Source organism: Actinosynnema pretiosum (assembly GCF_024171695.1).
Classification (GTDB): Bacteria; Actinomycetota; Actinomycetes; order Mycobacteriales; family Pseudonocardiaceae; genus Actinosynnema; species Actinosynnema pretiosum.
In genome coordinates this window covers 288281-308138 of sequence record NZ_JAMTCF010000002.1, presented here as the reverse complement: position 1 = coordinate 308138, position 19858 = coordinate 288281, and the positions used below count along the sequence as shown (strand labels likewise).

Below are 19858 nucleotides of genomic sequence, written 5' to 3'. Positions count from 1 at the left end.
TTCAGGAGGGGCGTTCGCCCCCTGGAGACGCCACTGGGCGCCGTGGTCCGCGTTTCAGCGGACAACACGGCGCCCAGGTGGAACGAAAATCAGGCAGCGGCCTCGACCGGAACGATGTTCACGGTCTTGCGGCCACGCTTGGAGCCGAACTCCACCGCACCGGCGGACAGGGCGAACAGGGTGTCGTCCTTGCCGCGGCCGACGTTCACGCCGGGGTGGAACTTGGTGCCGCGCTGGCGGATGAGGATCTCACCGGCCTTGACGACCTGACCGCCGAACCTCTTCACACCCAGGTACTGGGGGTTGGAGTCACGGCCGTTGCGGGAGCTGGATGCACCCTTCTTGTGTGCCATGGCTAGTCAGATCCTCACTTACCGGTGATGCCGGTGACCTTGACGCGGGTCAGCTTCTGGCGGTGACCCTGGCGCTTGTGGTAGCCGGTCTTGTTCTTGAACTTGTGGATGCGGATCTTGGGGCCCTTGGTCTGCTCGACGACCTCGCCGGTCACCGAGATCTTCCCCAGGGCCTCCGCGTCCGCGGTGACGTCAGAGCCATCCACGACGAGCAGCGCCGGGAAGGTGATTTCGGTGCCCGGAGTGCCATCGAGCTTCTCGACCTCGACGACGTCGCCGACAGCCACCTTGTACTGCTTGCCGCCGGTCTTGACGATCGCGTACATCGGGACGGAAGTCTCCTGCTACTCGACGGTGACGGGATCGCGCGCGCCTCAGTTCCACGGTGTTGCGGTGGATCGGGCTTCGCACGACTGGGCCCGCCGGATGGCAAGCCATGCGATAGGTTACGTGGCGGTGGACCGCAGGGTCAAACCGGGGTGCGCGAGCACCGCCCGCGCAGGTCAGCGGGGGTGCGCCGGAGCGGCCCGAGAGCACGGCGGGCGCGGGACGCCGGACGCGACAGCCGCAGGGCAGTGGAAGCGCAGTGGAAGTGGAGTGCGGCGCGGCAGGACGCCGGAAGCTCGGCACGGCAGCCGTGGAACAGCGGACGCGCGGCGCGGCAGGAGCAGGTGGCACGGTCAGCGGCAGTGCCCGACGCGGAGCTGCCGCGCGCTGAGGGGCCCGAGGCGGAAAGCGCGAACGCCGCCGGTCCCGCCCCGTGGTGGGGTGGGACCGGCGGCGTTCGGGCGTTACCGGCTCAGCTCTCCGTCGGCGGGCCCGCGGGGCGGGTCGCCGCGCGCCGGGAGACCCTGCGGCGGGTCGTGGTGGTCACCAGGGACTCCGCCTTCACCTCCGGCGCGTGGCCGTTGACGGCGGGCTCCGCCACGACCGGCTGCGGGGTCACGACGACCACGGGGGCGGGCGGGGCCTCCTTGCTCACCGCCGCACCCGCCTCGCGCCGCACCGCGCGGCGCCGCTGGCGGCCACCGCGCTTGGCGGGCGCCTCGGCCTCCTCGGCGGCGGGCTCGGCGAACACCTCGGGCGCCACGGCCTCCGCCGCGACGACCGGGGTCGACGGCTCGGCCGCGACCTCGGCGGCCGGGGCCTGCTCCTCGGTCTCGCGCTTCGCGGCGGCGCGCTCGGCGGCCTCCTGCTTGGCCGCTTCCTTCGCGGCCTCGCGGGCGGCCTGCCTGGCGGCCCTGCGGCCACCCGGACGGCGCTCCTGCACCTCGGGCTCCAGGTCGTGGTCGACCTGGGGCTCCGAATGCACGACGGGCGCCTCGGGCTCGGCCGCCGGGGCCTGCTCGACCGGGGCGGCCTGCGCCTCGGCCTGGTGCTCGCCCGAGTCGCCGCCCTTGTTGCGCCGCGACTTCCGACCGCCGCCGGACTGCTGGTTGCCCCCGTTGGAGCCGCCGTTGGACCCACCGTTCGAGCCGCCGCCGTTGGACCCGCCGCCGTGCGAGTGCGCGTTCGGGTCGGTCGTCACGACCACACCGCGACCGCGGCAGTGCTCGCACGTGCTGCTGAACGCCTCCAGCAGCCCGGTGCCGACCCGCTTGCGGGTCATCTGCACGAGCCCCAGCGAGGTCACCTCGGCGACCTGGTGCCTGGTCCGGTCCCGGCCGAGGCACTCGGTGAGCCTGCGCAGCACCAGGTCCCGGTTGGACTCCAGCACCATGTCGATGAAGTCGATGACGATGATGCCGCCGACGTCGCGCAGCCGGAGCTGGCGCACGATCTCCTCGGCCGCCTCCAGGTTGTTCCTGGTGACGGTCTCCTCCAGGTTTCCACCCGAACCGGTGAACTTGCCGGTGTTGACGTCGATGACCGTCATGGCCTCGGTGCGGTCGACCACGAGGTAGCCGCCGGAGGGCAGCCAGACCTTGCGGTCCAGCGCCTTCATCAGCTGCTCGTCGATCCGGTACTCGCCGAACACGTCGGAGTTGCCGACGTGCCGGTGCAGCCGCTCCTGCAGGTCAGGCGCGACGTGCCGCACGTAGCCGTCGATCGTGTCCCAGGCCTCGGAGCCCTGGACGACCAGCCCCGAGAAGTCCTCGGTGAACAGGTCGCGCACGACCTTGACCAGCAGGTCCGGCTCTTCGTAGAGCAGCTGCGGGGCCTGGGCCTTGGGCGTGGCGGCCTTGTCCTTGATGATCTGCCACTGCGCCTGCAGGCGGGTGACGTCGCGCGCCAGCTCCTCCTCGGCGACGCCCTCCGACGCGGTGCGGATGATGACGCCCGCGTCGTCCGGGACGACCCGCTTGAGGATGTCCTTGAGGCGCTTGCGCTCGTTGTCCGGCAGCTTGCGGCTGATGCCGGTCGCGCCGCCGCCGGGCACGTACACCAGGAAGCGGCCGGGCAGGCTGATCTGAGTGGTCAGGCGGGCGCCCTTGTGGCCGACCGGGTCCTTGGTGACCTGCACCAGGACGCTGTCGCCGCTGGACAGGGCCTGCTCGATCTTGCGGGCCTTGCCCTCCAGGCCCGCCGCGTCCCAGTCCACCTCACCGGCGTAGAGCACCGCGTTGCGACCGCGACCGATGTCGATGAACGCCGCCTCCATGCTGGGCAGCACGTTCTGCACCCGGCCGAGGTAGACGTTGCCGACCAGCGAGCCGGAGCCCGCGGACGTCACGAAGTGCTCGACGAGGACGCCGTCCTCCAGCACGCCGATCTGGGTGCGGTCGCCGCGCTCGCGCACGACCATGGTGCGCTCGACGGCCTCGCGGCGGGCCAGGAACTCGGCCTCGGAGAGCACGGGCGCGCGGCGGCGACCGGCCTCGCGGCCGTCCCGGCGGCGCTGGCGCTTGGCCTCCAGGCGGGTGGAGCCCCGGACGCTGCGCACCTCGTTCTGCGCGGCCTCGGAGTCGGCCCGGTCGTCGCGCGCGTCGCGGGTCTCGCGGACGTGCACGACCGTGTTGGGCGGGTCGTCCTCGTTCGGCGCGGACTCGTCGTCGGCGCCGGACTTGCGGCGGCGGCGGCGACGGCGGCGACGGCTGCCGCCACCCTCCTCGTCGTCGTCGGACGCGTCGGCGGCAGGCTCGTCGGCCTCGGGCTCGGCCTGGGCGGCCGGGGCCTCCTCGACCTCCTCGGCCGACTCGTCCTGGCTGTCCTCGCCGACGCCCTTGCCGCGACCGCGACCGCGACGGCCGCGACGGCGGCGGCGACGGCCGTCGCCGTCCGCGTCGTCGGACGCGTCGGCGTGGTCGGCGTGCTGGTCGTCGGCGTCGTCGTCCTCGTCCTCGGGCTCGGCCCTGGTGACGGGCACCGCGGTGGTCGCGACCGGCGTCGGCGGCAGGAACATCGCCGACGGCGGGGCGAACAGCGGTGTGAGCGCGGCCACCTCGCGGGCGGGCACGGCCGCCTCCACCTCGGTGACGGTCAGCTCGTCGACGTCGCCGGTGACGATGTCGTCCCAGTTCAGCAGGCTCTCGCCGACCTTGATCGCGAGGTCCCTGGTGACGCTCGACTGGGCGCTGCGCACCGTCTCGCCGAGGTCGGCCAGCGCCGCCAGCACGTCCTTGCTGGTCGTGCCGAGCAGCTTCGCCAGGGCGTGCACCCGCAGCTTGGCGGGCAGGTCGGCGAGCGCCGGGTGTCCGGGTGTGGCGCTACCCCCGCCGGCGGGGCCGGCGGGCTTGTCCGTGTTCGACATGCAACTCCTCCGCCCCCGGGCGCGTCATGGTTGGAAGTGACGCGGCCGCGCAGGGGCCTCTCTTGTCCGCTCTCCGCCGCGGCTGGCGGCGGGAATCCTTGCCTCGCGCTGCGCGCGCACCGACTGTCGGCACGCGGCACAGCAGGTCCTGTCCCGGTCGACGACGCCGTCAGCGCCGCTCACAGCGCCCGGTCAGCCCTCCTCCACCGACGCCCTGTCCAGGGCGAACGGGTCGACCAGGCCGCCTTCGTCGTCGAGCCGCCCCTGCGCCATCCGGGTCGCCTTCGCGGGGACCGGCGGAACGAGGTCGGCGACGACTCCGAGCGCGCTCAGCACGTCGTCGGGTCGCACGGTAGGGGTTAGCTGCCGGACGACCATGACAAGTATCCCACACGGAAGTGACAAACCCCCTGCATCGTGTTCCGCGTCGCTCGAAGGGGCTTCGCCCGAAGCGGGCTCGACCACCGACGCGGTGACCACGGCGGGGCGCACGTCGACCATCCTCTTGCCGTTCTTGGTGAGCCGCTCGACCTCGACGGACTCGGCCGCGAGCAGGGCGGACACCGCTTCGGACAACCGTTCGGGGTCCACGCCGGGCAGCTCCACCCGCCAGGCGCTCGCCTCGATGCGCTCGGTGAGCGACCCGGTCCCGGCCTGCACGATCTCCAGGACGTCGAGCCCCGGCGGCAGGGCCTTGTCGAGCTCGGCGCGCAGCGCCTCGGGGTCGACCGCGTCGACGACCGAGACCTCCACGTACTCGGCCTCGCTGGCCACCCCGGTCGGCGCCGCGCCCACCCAGGACACCTTCGGGTGAGGGCTGAAGCCCTGGGAGTAGGCCATGGGCACGCCCGCTCGGCGCAGGGCGCGCTCGAAGGTGCGGGCCACGTCGCGGTGCGACGTGAACCGGAGCCTGCCGCGCTTGGCGTAGCGCACGCGCAGCTTCTGCACCGCGGCGGCGGACGGGTTGGGTTGTTGCTGGCGGCTCAGTGCTGCTCCCCATGTGATCTCCGCCGGGGTACGCGCCCAGGCGGTCCACGCTGCGTACTCCACCGGACGGTACAGCGCCGCCCTCGGAGCCCGTTGCGCTTGTCTGCGTCGTCCCGTCTGGATACCGTCCGGCACCAGAGGTCAACCCCCGGTCAACTTGTTATCTGCCCGACACAGTCTCCCGAGCCCAGTCTGGAGGTCCCCAGTGCCTCTGCTCCGCCGCGCCAGGGCGGCAGCGGTCAGCGCCGCCCTGCTCGCGACCGGTCTCGCCGCGGCACCGTCCGCCTCCGCGTCGGCTCCGGCCACCGAAGGCGCAGGTCAGCCGGGGTCCACCGCGCCGGGGTGCGCCCAGACGGGGCGCGAGCTGCGCTACCTGGTGGTGTTCGACCGGGGCACCAGCGAGCCGCTGGCCTCGGCCGAGGTGGGAGCGGCGTGCGGGCGGGTCGAGACCTACCACCCGCAGATCGCGGTGGCCGTCGCGACCTCGACCGACCCCGGTTTCGGGGCGCGGCTGGGCGAGGACCGGGCGTACAGCGCGCAGGCGGGGGCGGCGAGCCGGACCAAGCGCAAGCCGGACGAGACGGCGCAGCTGCGGTCCGCCGTGCCGGAGACCGGCGACCTGACCGCGCAGCAGTGGGACATGGAGCTGGTCAACGCCGCCGCCGCGCACGCGGTGAGCACGGGCAGCCGCGACGTGGTGGTGGGCGTGCTGGACTCGGGCGTCGACCCGGACCACCCGGACCTGGTCGGCGCGCTGGACCCGGCGCTGTCGGCGGGCTGCACGAGCGGCGTGGCGGACCCGGCGCGGGCGGCCTGGTCGCCGACGACGTCGCCGCACGGCACGCACGTGGCGGGCACGATCGCGGCGGCCGACGACGGCCGGGGGACCACGGGCGTCGCGCCGGGGGTGCGGATCGCGTCGGTGAAGGTCGTGGACGACGAGGGGTTCATCTACCCGGAGTACGCGGTGTGCGGGTTCATGTGGGCCGCGACCAGGGGCATGACCATCACGAACAACAGCTACTACATCGACCCGTGGGTGTTCACCTGCCGCGACCAGGGCGGTCAGTCGGTGGTGCACGAGGCGGTGCGGCGCGCGGTGGACTACGCGGCGGACCGGGGCGTGCTGAGCGTGGCGGCGGCGGGCAACGAGGGCGCGGACCTGACCAGACCGGGCCGGGACGCGCTGAGCCCGACGAACGCGGCGGCCAAGCCGAGGCCGGTGGACAGCTCGTGCCTGGTGCTGCCCGCGCAGCTGCGCAACGTGGTGGCGGTGTCGTCGGTGGGGTCGACGAAGGTGAAGGCGGGGTACAGCTCGTACGGGCTGGGCGCGGTGGACCTGACCGGGCCGGGCGGCGACCGCAAGCAGCCCGCCGACGACGGCGTGCCGGGGTGCGTGCTGTCGACGGTGCCGTCGGGCTACGACTACTCGTGCGGCACGTCGATGGCGGTGCCGCACGTGTCCGGGGTGGCGGCGCTGCTGGCGTCCGGGCACCCGGAGGCCTCGCCCGCCGAGCTGACGAAGATGCTGGGCGAGCAGGCGGAGACGCTGCCGTGCCCGGCGGACTACGACCTGAACGGCACGGGCGCGCAGGACGGCTACTGCACCGGGTACTCCGAGTACAACGGCTTCTACGGGCACGGGCTGGTGGACGCCGAGGCCGCGGTGAAGTCGCCGCTGACCGGGGGCGGCGGGCAGGCGGGCGGCGCCCAGGGGCAGACCGGCGCGGGGCAGACCGGCGCCGGGCAGACCGGGTCCGGCGGGTCGGGGCAGGCCGGTCCGGGGGCAGGGGAGTCCGGTTCGGACGAGTCCGGCGCGGTGCGGACCGGGGGTTCGGGCGACCGGACCGAGGCGGGCGGCGCGGGGACCGGGACCGGGAGCACCGGCAAGGCCGCCACCATCGGGTGAACTATGGCCTAGCTGGGGTTCTTCCGGGCTCGCTCACAGCGCGTTCATAGCTTTTCGGCGCACGCTCTGCGCCATGGACCACCCTCAGGACCGCGCGGCGCGCGTCGCCCGGCGGGACGCGGCCCGACGCCCGGTGACCGGCGTCACCCCGGCAGCGGGGGTCGGCGCGACCGCGCGGGCCGCCGCCCTCGTCGCGGTGCTGCCCTCGGGCGCGACCGCCGGACCCCGGACCTCGGGCGGACCGGGCGCGGTCGGCAGCGGGTCGGCGGACATGGGCTCGGCGGACACGGACTCGGCGGGTACGGACTCGGCGGGCAGCGGTCCTGTGGGCGTCAAGTTCGCGGTCGCCGAATCGGCGGGCCCTGGAGCTGCGGTCGCCGGATCGGCGGGCGGCTGGTCTGCGGACTTCGGCTCGGTGGACTTCGGCTCGGTGGGCAGCGGGTCAGTGAGCAGCGGCTCGACAGGCAGCGGGTCGGTGGGCAGCGGCTCGACAGGCAGCGGAGCGGAAGGCCTCGGCTCGACGAGCATCGGCGCGGCGGGCACCGAGCCTGCGGGCACCGGCTTGGTGAGCACCGGATCTGCGGGCTTCGGATCGGCGGGCACCGAGCCTGCGGGCACCGGCTTGGTGAGCACCGGATCTGCGGGCTTCGGATCGGCGGGCACCGGGTCTGCGGGCTTCGGATCGGCGGTGAGCGGCTCGGGGAGCACCAGCGCGGCAGGCACCGGCGCGACCGGGCGGCGTGGGCTCGACCGGGGTGGTGCGGGGCCCGTGCCCGGTCAGGGGCGCGTGCGCACCGGCACGGGGGCGTCGTGAGGACCGCCGTGTTCCCCGCGCTCGGCTCCACGGCCGTCGTCGTGCTCGGCGACGGGCCGCTGGCCGAGGCGGAGGCGCTGGTCAGGGCCGAGGTGCGGGCGGTGGACGAGGCGTGCAGCCGGTTCAGGGCGGACTCGGAGATCAGCGCGGTGCACCGGGCCGCCGGGCGCGCGGTCGAGGTGTCGCCGCTGCTGGCCGAGGCGGTCGGCACGGCGCTGCGGGCGGCGGAGCTGACCGGTGGGCTGGTCGACCCGACCGTGGGGACGGCGCTGTGCGCGCTGGGCTACGACCGGGACTTCGCGCAGGTCAGGAGGATCGACCCGCGACCGGTGCAGCCGGTGCCCGCGCCCGGTTGGCGGCGGGTGGGCTTCGACGCGGCCGGGTCGCGGCTGGTCGTGCCGCGCGGGGTGCTGCTGGACCTGGGCGCGACGGCGAAGGCGCTGTGCGCGGACCGGGCGGCGCGCGCGGTGTCGGCGGCGCTGGGCTGCGGGGTGCTGGTGTCGCTGGGCGGGGACCTGGCCACGGCGGGAGAACCACCCGAAGGTGGCTGGCACATAGGTGTGGGTGACGACCACGTGGGGCTCGCGTCGCAGATCGTGACGATCCGGTCGGGCGGGCTGGCCACGTCGGGCACCGTGCGGCGGCGCTGGAAGCGCGCGGGCCGCGTGGTGCACCACATCGTCGACCCGCGCACCGGGGACGTGCCCGCGCCCTGCTGGCGGACGGCCAGCGTGGTGGCGGTGGACTGCGTGACGGGGAACACGGCGAGCACCGCGGCGGTGCTGCTGGGGGAGGACGCGCCCGCGTGGCTCGCCGAGCGGGGGCTGCACGCCCGGCTGGTGGGCGAGGACGGGCGGGTCGTGGAGGTCGGCGGCTGGCCCGCCGAGGGGAGGAGCGCGGCGTGAGCGAGGAGGCGCTGTGGTTCGCGGGCCGGGCGACCGGCCTGGTGTCGCTGGTGCTGCTGACGGCGGTGGTGGTCCTGGGCGTGCTGGGGGTGCGGCGGGTCGCGTCGGCGCGCTGGCCCCGGTTCGCGGTGGGCGACCTGCGCCGGGACGTGTCGCTGCTGGCGGTGGTGTTCCTGCTGGTGCACGTCGGCGCGGCGGTGGCGGGCGAGCGGGTGGACGTCCCGGTGGCGGCGGCGCTGCTGCCGCTCGCCTCGGAGCACCGGCCGGTGGCGGTCGGGCTGGGCGCGGTGGCGCTGGACCTGCTGGTGGCGGTGCTGGTGACCGGCGCGCTGCGGACCCGGCTGCCGCACCGGGTGTGGCGGGCGGCGCACTGGGCCGGGTGCGCGCTGTGGCCGGTGGCGCTGGCGCACGCGCTGCTGCTGGCGGACGTGGACAGCGGGGTGCTGCCGGTGGTGCTGCTGGCGGTGCTGTGCCTGGCGGCGGTGGCGCTCTCGGTGGCGTGGCGGGTGGCCGTGCCGAAGAAGGCCGCGGTGTGACCGCCGCGGGCGCGGGGGCGCGCTGACCGGGCGCCGGGAACCCGCAGGCGGTCGGCGGGAGCAGGCGCGGCGCCGGGCGCGTCCTCGTGCGGGGGCGCGCGGTGAACCGGGCCGGGGCGTAGGTGGTCGGGCTGCGGCCTGGGCGGGGCCACTCGTGCGGGTTCACCCTGCCGGGGGAACCTGGGGGGTGAGGGCGGCGGGCAGGTCGGCGCGGCCCGCGATGCCGAGCTTGCGGTAGGCCCCGGACAGGTGCAGCTCGACGGTGCGCCGGGTGAGGAAGAGCGCCTCGGCGATCTGCCGGTTCGTGAGGCCCTGCGCGGCCATGCCCGCGACCCGGACCTCCTGCCTGGTCAGGCCGTGCTCGGTGCCCTGGGCGGTGGTCGGCTCGCAGGCCCGCAGCTCCTCGCCCGCGCGCGCGATGAGCGGTTTGGCCTCGCAGGACGCGCTCAGCTCCACGGCCCGCCGCAGGTGCGGGATGGCCCGCTCGGGCCTGCCGCGCTTGCGCAGCCGCGCGCCCAGCTCGCACAGCGCCTCGGCCAGCGCGAGCCGGGCGGTGGTCCCCTCCAGGTGCTGCACGGCCTGGGCGAGCGCGCGGGTCCCGGCGTCGTCCTCACCGGTCAGGCCCACCGCGAGCAGCGCGACGCCCAGCGCCCTCGGGGTGCCCCAGCGGCGGGCGACCGCCAGCTCCTCCTGCGCCAACCGCACCGCCTGCTCGCGGCGGCCCAGCGCGAGCAGGGCGCGCACGGCCAGCGGTCGCCACGGCAGCAGCGGGGCCGACCCGAGCTGGGCGGCGGCCAACCGCCTGCCGCACTCGCGCGCGTCGGTCAGCGCGCCCTCGGCGTCGCCGCCCGCCAGCTTGAGCCTGCCGCGCGCCCACAGGGTGGTGTTGTGGCCGAACACCTCGGGCAGCCGGTCGGTGAGGCCGTGCTTGGCCAGCAGCTCGCGCGCCTCGTCGAACCGGCCGAGGTCGACCAGCGCCTCGGTGAGCCTGGCCGCGCACAGCACCGCCATCGGGCAGTCCTCGACCGAGCTGGTCCACTCCCCCGCCGGGCCGCTCCCCGCGAGCCGGTCCCTCGGCGGGGCGCTCTGCTCGGCGAACAGCCGCAGCTGCCACTTCAGGAAGGTGTTGGCGCGCACGAGGTCGCCGGTGGCCAGGTGGTGCAGGCCCTGCGCGAGGGCGAGCGCCGAGCCCCGGTCGAGGTGGTGCTCGCGCGGTTCGGCGCGGGAGCCGAGCGCGTGCCGCAGCCGCTCGGACAGCCGGGGCGAGTCGGCCAGGAAGCAGGTGGCGACGGCGAACGCGAACGGCCGGGTGAGCACCTCGGTGTCCTGGCCGGTCAGCGCCAGCTCGGCGTGACCGGCGGCGCGGGCGGCCGAGTCGCCGCGCAGGGCGTGGCCGAGCGCGAGCAGCGCGGAGCGGGTCTGCCGCAGCTCGGGCGACGTGGGCGGCTCGGCCTCCAGCTCGTGCAGCAGGACGCCCGCGCGCAGCGCCAGGCCGGGGTTGTTGCCCGCGCCCGCCAGGAAGCACAGGGCGCGCAGCCGCCACGAGCGGTCGTGGTCGGCGGGGCCGAGCCTGGCCACCAGCTGCGGGCCGAGCGCGAGGGCGAACCGGGCGTCCACCGGGCGGCACAGCCGCAGCAGCAGCTGGGCGGCCTGGTCGGCGGCGAGGCCGGTGTCCTCGGCCAGGACGAGGCTCTCGCGCAGCAGCGCCGCGCCCTCGGCCGGGTCGGCGAGGAACACCGCGTGCACCAGCTCCAGGCGCGCGCCGAGCCGCTCGGCGGGCGTGGCGCGCTCCCGCAGCGCGCGCTCCAGGCAGGCGCGGGCCTCGACGGGGTCGCCCGCGCGCAGCGCCGAGCGGGCCGCCTCGCGCAGCACCGGGACGCCCCAGGGCAGCGGAACGTCGTGGGCCTGGCGCAGGTGCGCGGCGACCCGCGCGGCCGGTTCCCCGGCCTCGGCCAGCGCCGAGGCGGCGCGGGCGTGGTCGGCGGCGCGGGTGGCGACCGGCAGGTCGGCGAGCACGCAGGCCCGCAGGTAGGGGTGGCTGAAGGCGAGCGGGGTGCCGTCGCGGAGCAGGCGCAGCCGGACCAGGGCGTCGACCAGGGAGAGCACCTCGCGGTGGGCGACGCCGGACAGCTCGGCGACCCGGTCGACGGTGGCGTCCTCGCCGAGGACGGCGACCGCGCGCACCACCTCGGCCGCGCCGGGGCGGACCCGCAGGCGCAGGCGCAGCAGCTCCCCCAGCTCGGGGGCGGCGAGCGCGGGCACCCCGGCGGGGTCGAGGGCGGCGGGGTCGAGAGCGGCGGGGTCGAGAGCGGTGGGATCCAGGGCGGTGGGGTCCAGGTCGGCGTCGAAGTCGGCGGCGAGCGCGGCGGCTCCGAACGCGGCGGGCACGAGCGAGCCGGAGCCGAACCCGGCCGGGACGAGCGGTGCGACGTCGAAGGCGGCGGGCGCGCCGGGGTCGAACCCGGTCGGGGCGAACGGCGCGGGGACGAACCCGGCACGGCCCGGCGGTGTGGCTCCGGGACCGGCGGCAGCGGGGACTCCTGGGCCCTGGCCGGGATCGACGGGGCTCCGGACGGCGTCGTCGGGCGCGGCGCCGCCTCGGGGGACGCCGCCCGCGCTGGAACGACCGCGAGCCGCAGGACCGGAACCGGGACCGCCTCCGGCGGTGTCCCCCCGACCTGGACGACCGGGGTCGTCGGCACCGGAACGGCCGGGCGCCGGGACGCCGAGACCTGCGGGGCCTGGTGCGCGGGCGGCCGGGGCCTTCGGACCGAGGGCCGCGCGGGCGCGGAGCACCGAGACCAGCGACTCCAGCAGCCGGGGGTTACCGGCCGTGGCCTCGTGGGCGGCGGCGGCCAGGCCGTCGGGCAGGGGGGCGGGCAGGACGCCCGCGAGCAGGTCGGCCACCGCGCCGCGGGACAGGCGGGGCAGGCGCAGCAGGTGGTGGTCGACGGGAAGCAGCTCGGACAGCAGCAGGTCGGCGGCGGGCGGGCGGCCGGTCACCGAGGACAGCACGACCAGCAGGGGGCGGTCGCGGAGCCTGCGCAGCAGGTAGGCCAGGCAGCGCAGGGACCAGGCGTCGGCGACGTGCGCGTCGTCGACCACGAGCAGCAGCGGGGCCCGCTCGACGCGGGCGCGCACCAGCAGCAGGAACGCCTCCAGCGAGGGCGCCGCGTCGCCGGGGCCGTCCAGCAGCTCCTCGGCGAGCTGGCCGACGACGGCTCCGCGCAGCTCGCTCTCCAACCGGCAGGCGACCGCCGACGCGGTGGTGAAGCCCAGTTCCCTGGCCTGCGCGGCGACCTCGGCCAGCAGCGCGGACTTGCCGGAGCCGAACTCGCCGTCCACCAGCACCCCGACGGTGCGCCCGGCCGAGGCGGCGCGCAGCAGCGACCTGAAGGCGCGCAGCTCCCCCGCCCTGCCGACCAGCGGCGGGCGGTGCGCGCCCCGCGTTCTCGGGTCCACCTGCCGCGCGGGGCTCGATGCGCTCACCTGTGGACTCCGTTCTGCGGCGTCGCGGCGGCGGGGAGCGGGCGGAGCACCACCGTATGGCATCTGTCCACCCCTCGGACCCGACCGGGAACCGCGTTCCCGGCCGGGTCCGGCGAGGGGGCGCCGAGAGCCGTGAGCGGGCACCGAGAGCCGCGCCGGGGAGACCGGCGGGATTTCCTTCGGTGCCCTCCGTAGAGACTTCCGGGGGCGCTTCCCCCCAGAATGGCGTGCGAACGGGCGGACCGCGCCACGCGGCCCGGATCGCCAAAACTGCGGAAGCATTTCCGCCGAGCATGCTCTCCAGCGGGCGCCGATGAATTCCGGGGAGCACCTCCGGCATCGAGCGGAAATGCCGGTGAGTCGTGCGCGAATTACTCGGAGTAGCTCAGCGCGACTCCTCCATTGATCGGCGCAGGATCTTCATGGCGTAGTAGACGCGGGACTTCACGGTCCCTTCGGGAATACCCAGCACGACCGCCGCCTCGCGCACCGTCCGGCCGCGCACGTAGGTCTCGCAGATGGCTTCCCGGTGCTCGGCACCGAGCTTTCCGATGAGATCGGCGAGCACCATGCGGGACAGCCCCTGCTCGGTCCGGTCGGGCTCCTCGACGACGTCGTCGCCGGTCAGCTCCACCTCCACGGGTCTGGCGCGACGCCCGCGCCAGTCGTCGATGACGATGCGGCGGGACACCGTCAGCAACCAGCCTCGCAACATCCGCGGGTCGCTGACCAGCGTTTCCGCGTTCCGCCACGCCCGGATGAGGGTCTCCTGGACGACGTCCTCGGCCCACTGCCGGTCGTTGCCGGTCAGCTTGAGCACGTGAGCCAGCAGGACCCCCTCGAACTGCGCGTAGAGGGTCGTGACCAACTCCTCGGCCCGGCTCCGCGCGGCGGCGCCCGACCGGGGCTCCACCCGCGTTCCGCCCGGTGAATTCATGGAGTGCGAACCTCCTGAGAGTTCGTGCGGCGGAAGGCGTGCCGAGCGGTGCGGGGGTAACACGCCTGCGAAGTTGCGGAGACCACGTGAACGTACTACACGACTACGTCTCGATCCAATAACCACGCCCCCTGTCCACGTCGTGGCCGCTTGTAGGGGAAGTGCGACTCGTGCATCACCGCGCGTTCCGCGAAGTGCCGGTGATGCAGATCACACGTGCGACGTGAACCGCTCTTCCGGCGCACGAGCGCGGTTCACCGAAGCGCATTGGCGACCAATACCGGGGTCGCCGAGGGGGTGCGGACGCGCCGAGGGCGCGGACCCTTCGGTGGGTCCGCGCCCTCGGCGGTGCGGTGGGCGGCGCGCAGGCCGCCGGATCAGCGCGAGCGGATCAGTGCTGGTGGGTCAGTGCTGGTGGGTCAGGGCGGGGTTGCGCACCGGCGAGCCGGTGCCCACCGGGGAGATCGGCAGCAGCGTCCGACCGGTCGGCCCCACCTCGATGTCGGTGCCCATCGCCGGGCACACGCCGCAGTCGAAGCACGGCGTCCACCGGCAGTCGTCCTGCTCGCGCTCGTCCAGGGCGTCCTGCCAGTCCGCCCAGAGCCACTCCTTGTCCAGCCCGGAGTCCAGGTGGTCCCAGGGCAGGACCTCCAGCTCCTCGCGCTCGCGGGTGGTGAACCACTCCAGGTCCACGCCCACCGGCTCCAGCTCGGTCTTGGCCGCCTGCACCCAGCGCTCGTAGGAGAAGTGCTCGGACCAGCCGTCGAACCGGCCGCCCTCGCGCCACACCCGCTCGATGACCGCGCCGATCCGCCGGTCGCCGCGCGAGAGCAGTCCCTCGATCAGCGACGGCTGCCCGTCGTGGTAGCGCATCCCGATGTTGCGGCCCAGGTTCCGGTCCGAGTTGACCGCCTCGCGCAGCTTGCGCAGCCTGCGGTCCACGGTCTCCGGGTCGCACTGCCCGGCCCACTGGAACGGGGTGTGCGGCTTGGGCACGAACCCGCCGATGGAGATGGTGCAGCGCACGTCCTTGCGCCCGCTGGCCTCCCGACCGGCGCGGATGACGTTCTTGGCCATCTCGGCGATCTGGAGCACGTCGTCGTCGGTCTCGGTCGGCAGGCCGCACATGAAGTACAGCTTCACCTGCCGCCAGCCCGCCGCGAACGCCGCGCTGACCGTCCGGATCAGGTCCTCCTCCGACACCATCTTGTTGATGACGCGGCGGATGCGCTCGCTGCCGCCCTCGGGGGCGAAGGTCAGGCCCGAGCGGCGCCCGTTGCGGGACAGCTCGTTGGCCAGGTCGATGTTGAAGGCGTCCACCCGCGTGCTGGGCAGCGACAGGCTGGTGTTGGTGCCCTCGTACCGGTCGGCCAGGCCCTTGGTGACCTCGGCGATCTCGGAGTGGTCCGCGCTGGAGAGCGAGAGCAGGCCGACCTCCTCGAAGCCGGTCGCCTCCAGGCCGCGCTGCACCATCGCGCCGATGCCCTCGATCGAGCGCTCGCGCACCGGGCGGGTGATCATGCCCGCCTGGCAGAAGCGGCAGCCGCGCGTGCAGCCCCGGAAGATCTCCACGCTCATCCGCTCGTGCACGCTCTCGGCGAGCGGGACCAGCGGCTGCTTCGGGTAGGGCCAGGCGTCCAGGTCCATCGTGGTGCGCTTGAACACCCGGTAGGGGACCCGCTCGCGGTTGGGCACGACGCGCTGGATGCGGCCGTCCGGCAGGTACTCCACGTCGTAGAACCGGGGCACGTACACGCCGCCGGTCTCGGCCAGCCTGGTCAGGATCTCGTCCCGCCCGCCGGGGCGGCCCTCGGCCTTCCAGGCGCGGACGATGTCGGTGATCTCCAGGACCGCCTCCTCGCCGTCGCCGAGCACGGCGGCGTCGACGAAGCGGGAGATCGGCTCGGGGTTGAACGCGGCGTGCCCACCGGCCACCACGATCGGGTGGTCCTCGGTGCGGTCGGCGGCGTGCACGGGCACGCCCGCCAGGTCGAGTGCGGTCAGCAGGTTCGTGTAGCCCAGCTCGGTCGAGAAGCTGACGCCGAGCAGGTCGAACGCGCCGACCGGCCGGTGGGAGTCCACGGTGAACTGGGGGACGCGGTGCTCGCGCATGAGCGCTTCCAGGTCCGGCCAGACCGCGTAGGTGCGCTCGGCCAGGACGTCAGGCTGCTCGTTGAGCACCTCGTAGAGGATCATGACGCCCTGGTTGGGCAGCCCGACCTCGTAGGCGTCCGGGTACATCAGGGCCCACCGCACCGCGGCGGAGTCCCAGTCCTTGGTGGTGGCGTTCAGCTCCCCGCCGACGTACTGCACCGGCTTGGAGACCCTGGGGAGCAGGGGCTCCAGCAAGGGGAAAACAGAGTCGACGCTCACAACCGACCAGGGTAACTGAGCCCTTGCGCGGACCTAGCGCAGCAGCAGCCTGCCGAGCCTGCGCGCGGCCACCACCACCCCGATCGCGCCGAGGACGAGGAAGTACAGGACCGGCCAGAGCAACCCCCAGTGCACGTTTCCGCTGTTCAGGTCCCTCATCAGGGTGGTCGCCTGGTACAGCGGCATGACCTGGACGAGTCCGCGGACCGCTTCCGGGTAGACCGAGACCGGGTAGAAGGTCGCCGAGAACAGGAACATCGGCATGATGACCAGCTGCACCAGGTCGAAGTCCTGCCAGCCGCGCAGGAAGGTCGTGACGGCCATGCCGACGGCGGCGAACGCGGCGGCGACCAGCAGCGAGGCGGGCAGCATCAGCAGCGCCCACGCCGAGCCCGCCAGGTCCAGGGCGAGGATGACGACGGTGAACCCGGCCGAGTAGAGGCCGCCGCGCAGCAGCGACCAGGTCACCTCGCCGAGCGCGATGTCCATCGGACCGGCCGGGGTGGCCAGCACCGCGTCGTAGGTCTTGGCGTACTTGAACTTCACGAAGACGCCGAACACCGCGTCGTAGACGGCCCCGTTCATGGCGGCGGTCGCCAGCAGCGCCGGGGCGACGTACTGCGCGTACGGCACGCCCTCGACGTCGGCGACCAGCCTGCCGATGCCGAAGCCGAGGGAGAACAGGAACAGCAGCGGCTCGACCAGGCCGGTGAGCAGGGGCACCCACGCGCGGCGGTACACCAGGTAGGAGCGCTCCAGCAGGACGAGCGAGCGGCCCGCGTACAGGCCGGGCGGGACGATCCGCAGGCTGAGCGCGGACCTGGCCTCTCGGGTGGTCACGGGACGAGCCTCCGCCGGTAGACGCGGGTTCCGATGAGGGTCCCGACCGCCAGCAGGGCGACCAGGAAGGCGACGTGGCCGAGCGCGGCGAGCGCGCCGAGCCCGCCGAACGCGGCGCCCCGCGCCAGCTCGACGCCGTGCCAGGTGGGGGCGATCCAGACCAGCGGGAGCAGCCAGTCCGGCAGCTGCTCGACGGGGAAGAACGCGCCGGTGAACAGGGTCATCGGCATGACGATCAGGCGGAACACGGTGCTGAACGAGTCGGCCTTGTCCCTGGTGGCGCTGAACGCGGTGATCGGGGCGCTGTAGGCGGTGCTGGTGAGCACCGAGACCGGCACGGCCAGCGCGGCGGCCGGGGAGGTCAGCGCGCCGAGCAGGGTCGCGGAGACCAGGAAGAACGTGCCCGCCATCAGGACGAGCAGGGCGTTCCACAGCATGGTGCCCAGGAAGACCTGGGCCGGGGTGATCGGGGAGGCGACGACCGCGTGGTGCCGCTTGCTCCACTTGAACACGTCGATGACCTGGTAGGTCGACTCGTGCACGACGGCCTGCAGGCCCATCACGACCAGCAGCGCGGGCGCCAGGAACTGCGGGTAGGACAGGCCGCCGGGGAGCTGGTCCGGGGTGATCTGGCTGCCGAGGCCGAAGCCCATGGACAGCAGGAACAGCACCGGGAGCACGAACGCGGAGACGGCGGTGGCGCGCCAGTTGCGGCGGTACCAGACCCAGCGGCTCTCCACGTAGATCAGCACCGCGCGGACGTGGCCCGACGGGCGGCCGGTCGCGGTCCGGGCGGTGGGCGCGGCGTCCGCGCGCGTGGTGTCGGCGGCCATCAGTCGACCAGCGTCCGGCCGGTGAGGCGCAGGAACACGTCCTCCAGGCTGGAGCGGCGCACCAGGCTGGACACCGGGCGCACCCCGCGCTCCTGGGCGGCGGCGAGCGCGCTCTCACCGTCCCGCGTGTACAGCAGCACCCGGTCGGGGAGCACCTCCACCCGTTCGGCGAGGTCCTCCAGCCGGTCGGCGGACTGGTGGCCGGGCGGGAAGCGCAGCTCCAGCACCTCGCGGGTGGAGTAGCGGGAGATCAGCTCGGCGGGCGAGCCCTCGGCGGCGACGCGCCCGCCGTCCATCACCACGAGCCGGTCGCACAGCTGCTCGGCCTCGTCCATGTAGTGGGTGGTGATGATCAGCGTGACGCCCTCGGCCTTGAGCCGGAACAGCCGGTCCCACAGCAGGTGGCGGGCCTGCGGGTCAAGGCCGGTGGTGGGCTCGTCGAGCAGCAGCACCTCGGGCTCGTTGACCAGCGAGCGCGCGATGGTGAGCCGCCGCTTCATGCCGCCGGACAGCGGTTCGACCTCGCTGCTCGCGCGCTCGGTGAGCTGGGCGAACTCCAGCAGCTCCACCGCCTTGGCGCGCACGGCGGCGCGGGAGAGCCCGAAGTAGCGGCCGTACACCTCCAGGTTCTGCCGCACGGTCAGCTCGTTGTCGAGCGTGTCCTGCTGCGGCACCACCCCGATGCGGGCCCGGATGCGCGGCCCGTCCCGGTCCGGGTCCATGCCGAGCACGCGCAGGTCGCCGCCGGAGCGCGGGGAGGTGCAGGAGATCATCCGCATGGTCGAGGACTTGCCCGCGCCGTTGGGCCCGAGGAACCCGAACGCCTCGCCGCGCTCGACGCGGACGTCGATCCCCCGGACCGCCTCGAACTCCCCGAAGCGCTTGGTCAGCCCGCTGGCCTCAACTAGGGGTGTGGTCACGGTCGCCGACTGTAACCACCTGACACGGGGGCGGGGCAACGCTTTTTCACACCGCTCGAAGACGCGCGACGGCCCGTCCCGCAGGGCTGCGGGGACGGGCCGCGATGCTGACCGGCGTGCCGATCAGCGGCGCCTCAGAGCGAGGGGAACCAGATCTTGATCTCGCGCTCGGCGGACTCGACTGAGTCGGAGCCGTGCACCAGGTTGAACTGGACCTCCAGGCCGAAGTCGCCCCGGATGGTGCCCGGCGTGGCCTTCTCGACCGGGTCGGTGCCACCGGCGAGCTGGCGGAACGCCGCGATCGCGCGCGGGCCCTCGATCACCAGCGCCACCAGCGGGCCGCCGGTGATGAAGTCCAGCAGGCTCTCGTAGAAGCCCTTGCCCTCGTGCTCGGCGTAGTGCTGCTCGGCGGTGGCGCGGTCGGCGTTGCGCAGTTCGAGCGCGGCCAGCTTCAGGCCCTTGCGCTCGATGCGGGAGATCACCTCGCCGACCAGGCCGCGCTCGACGCCGTCGGGCTTGACCAGGACCAGGGTGCGCTCGCTCACGGCGGTGGTTCTCCTTGCTCGATGGGGTGGTGCCGCAAAGGGTATCCGGCGGGGCGCCGTGGCATAGTCACCGGCCGTGACGGGTGAGGAGAAGGGCCACGCGGCGACCGCGCTCACCGGGGCGGCCGTGCTGTTCGTGCTGCTGCGGCTGCTGGCGGTGTCCCGGTACGACCTGCACGTGGCCTTCGCCGTGCTGCACAGCCTGGACCTGGAGGACGCGCCCGGCCTGTTCCTGGGCACCTTCCTCGCGGACTCGCGGATCAGCGGACCGCTGCTGGCGCTGCTGGTCCCGCTGACCGTCTTCTACACGATCAACCGCAGGTCGACGGCCACGGCGCTGGGCGCGGTGGTGCTGCTGGCGTTCCTGGTGGCGCACGTGCTGACCTACCGCGGCTGGTGGGTGCCGCTGGCCGCCGTGCTCCTCGGGGGCGTGCTGCTGCTGGTGGAGCGCGCCCGGCGCAACCCGGCGGCGCAGGGCGTGGTGACGTTCCTGCTGCGCCGGTTCGGGGTGCTGGTGCTGGGCGCGGCGCTGCTCGTGGCGGCGGTGGTGGGGACGCCGTGGGTGCCGCTGGAGCGGATCGAGCTGGTGGACGGGGAGCTGCGCGGGTACGTCGTGGAGACCAGCCACGGGTTCGTGAAGGTGCTGGAGGCCGAGCACCGCGAGTTCCGCATCCTGCGCACCGACGAGATCCGCTCCCGGCACGAGCTGGCCGGGCACTGAGCCCG

At 74.4% G+C, this 19858-nt stretch carries 16 protein-coding genes; 4 read left to right on the top strand and 12 right to left on the bottom strand.

What is annotated here, in order from left to right; translation table 11 throughout:
• Positions 1-89: 89 nt before the first annotated feature.
• The 4 genes from rpmA to LV78_RS04615 form a co-directional block, all read right to left on the bottom strand.
• On the bottom strand, positions 90-353 hold the full coding sequence (gene rpmA, locus LV78_RS04630; protein WP_015800030.1) for a 50S ribosomal protein L27: 264 nt from the start codon (positions 351-353) through the stop codon (positions 90-92).
• A gap of 14 nt (positions 354-367) precedes the next feature.
• Positions 368-679, bottom strand: coding sequence for a 50S ribosomal protein L21 (gene rplU / locus LV78_RS04625; RefSeq protein WP_253843472.1), 312 nt, complete (start codon positions 677-679; stop codon positions 368-370).
• A 473-nt stretch (positions 680-1152) separates the two neighbouring features.
• Positions 1153-4044, bottom strand: a complete 2892-nt coding sequence (locus tag LV78_RS04620) for a translation initiation factor IF-2 N-terminal domain-containing protein (protein ID WP_253843471.1) — start codon at positions 4042-4044, stop codon at positions 1153-1155.
• Positions 4045-4236: 192 nt separating this feature from the next.
• Positions 4237-4992, bottom strand: coding sequence for a TIGR03936 family radical SAM-associated protein (locus tag LV78_RS04615; protein WP_253843470.1), 756 nt, complete (start codon positions 4990-4992; stop codon positions 4237-4239).
• A gap of 244 nt (positions 4993-5236) precedes the next feature.
• Here LV78_RS04615 and LV78_RS04610 point away from each other — a divergent pair, with 244 nt between their 5' ends.
• Entirely contained in the window at positions 5237-6940 is a 1704-nt protein-coding gene (locus LV78_RS04610; protein ID WP_253843469.1) for a S8 family peptidase, read from the top strand.
• An 84-nt stretch (positions 6941-7024) separates the two neighbouring features.
• Here LV78_RS04610 and LV78_RS04605 read toward each other — a convergent pair whose 3' ends face one another.
• Complete coding sequence (locus tag LV78_RS04605) at positions 7025-7663, bottom strand: hypothetical protein (protein WP_253843468.1); 639 nt, start codon at positions 7661-7663, stop codon at positions 7025-7027.
• Between the two features lie 87 nt (positions 7664-7750).
• On the opposite strand from LV78_RS04605, the gene LV78_RS04600 reads away from it, so the two are divergent.
• Both LV78_RS04600 and LV78_RS04595 read left to right on the top strand, forming a co-directional pair.
• Positions 7751-8659: an FAD:protein FMN transferase gene (locus tag LV78_RS04600; protein WP_253843467.1), complete on the top strand. Its 909-nt coding sequence runs from the start codon at positions 7751-7753 to the stop codon at positions 8657-8659.
• Complete coding sequence (locus LV78_RS04595) at positions 8656-9195, top strand: ferric reductase-like transmembrane domain-containing protein (RefSeq protein WP_253843466.1); 540 nt, start codon at positions 8656-8658, stop codon at positions 9193-9195. The genes LV78_RS04600 and LV78_RS04595 overlap by 4 nt, the downstream gene beginning before the upstream one ends.
• Before the next feature lie 162 nt (positions 9196-9357).
• On the opposite strand, the gene LV78_RS04590 is transcribed toward LV78_RS04595, so the two are convergent.
• The 7 genes from LV78_RS04590 to ndk all read right to left on the bottom strand — a co-directional run bounded on the left by LV78_RS04590 (position 9358) and on the right by ndk (position 19132).
• Entirely contained in the window at positions 9358-12684 is a 3327-nt protein-coding gene (locus LV78_RS04590) for an AAA family ATPase (protein WP_253843465.1), read from the bottom strand.
• Between the two features lie 385 nt (positions 12685-13069).
• Positions 13070-13621 (bottom strand): sigma-70 family RNA polymerase sigma factor, encoded by a 552-nt coding sequence (locus tag LV78_RS04585; protein WP_253843464.1) that lies wholly within the window; start codon positions 13619-13621, stop codon positions 13070-13072.
• A 405-nt stretch (positions 13622-14026) separates the two neighbouring features.
• Positions 14027-15994, bottom strand: coding sequence for a TIGR03960 family B12-binding radical SAM protein (locus LV78_RS04580; protein WP_253843463.1), 1968 nt, complete (start codon positions 15992-15994; stop codon positions 14027-14029).
• A 33-nt stretch (positions 15995-16027) separates the two neighbouring features.
• Positions 16028-16834, bottom strand: coding sequence for an ABC transporter permease (locus LV78_RS04575; protein ID WP_253843462.1), 807 nt, complete (start codon positions 16832-16834; stop codon positions 16028-16030).
• Positions 16831-17667 (bottom strand): ABC transporter permease, encoded by an 837-nt coding sequence (locus LV78_RS04570; RefSeq protein WP_253843461.1) that lies wholly within the window; start codon positions 17665-17667, stop codon positions 16831-16833. Before LV78_RS04570 ends, LV78_RS04575 begins: the two co-directional genes overlap by 4 nt.
• Positions 17667-18587, bottom strand: a complete 921-nt coding sequence (locus tag LV78_RS04565) for an ABC transporter ATP-binding protein (protein ID WP_253843460.1) — start codon at positions 18585-18587, stop codon at positions 17667-17669. The genes LV78_RS04570 and LV78_RS04565 overlap by 1 nt, the downstream gene beginning before the upstream one ends.
• 134 nt (positions 18588-18721) lie before the next feature.
• The gene (ndk, locus tag LV78_RS04560; RefSeq protein ID WP_253843459.1) at positions 18722-19132 is read right to left on the bottom strand and encodes a nucleoside-diphosphate kinase; all 411 of its coding nucleotides are present in this window, start codon (positions 19130-19132) and stop codon (positions 18722-18724) included.
• A 76-nt stretch (positions 19133-19208) separates the two neighbouring features.
• Here ndk and LV78_RS04555 point away from each other — a divergent pair, with 76 nt between their 5' ends.
• Positions 19209-19853, top strand: coding sequence for a hypothetical protein (locus LV78_RS04555; protein ID WP_253843458.1), 645 nt, complete (start codon positions 19209-19211; stop codon positions 19851-19853).
• Positions 19854-19858 lie beyond the last annotated feature (5 nt).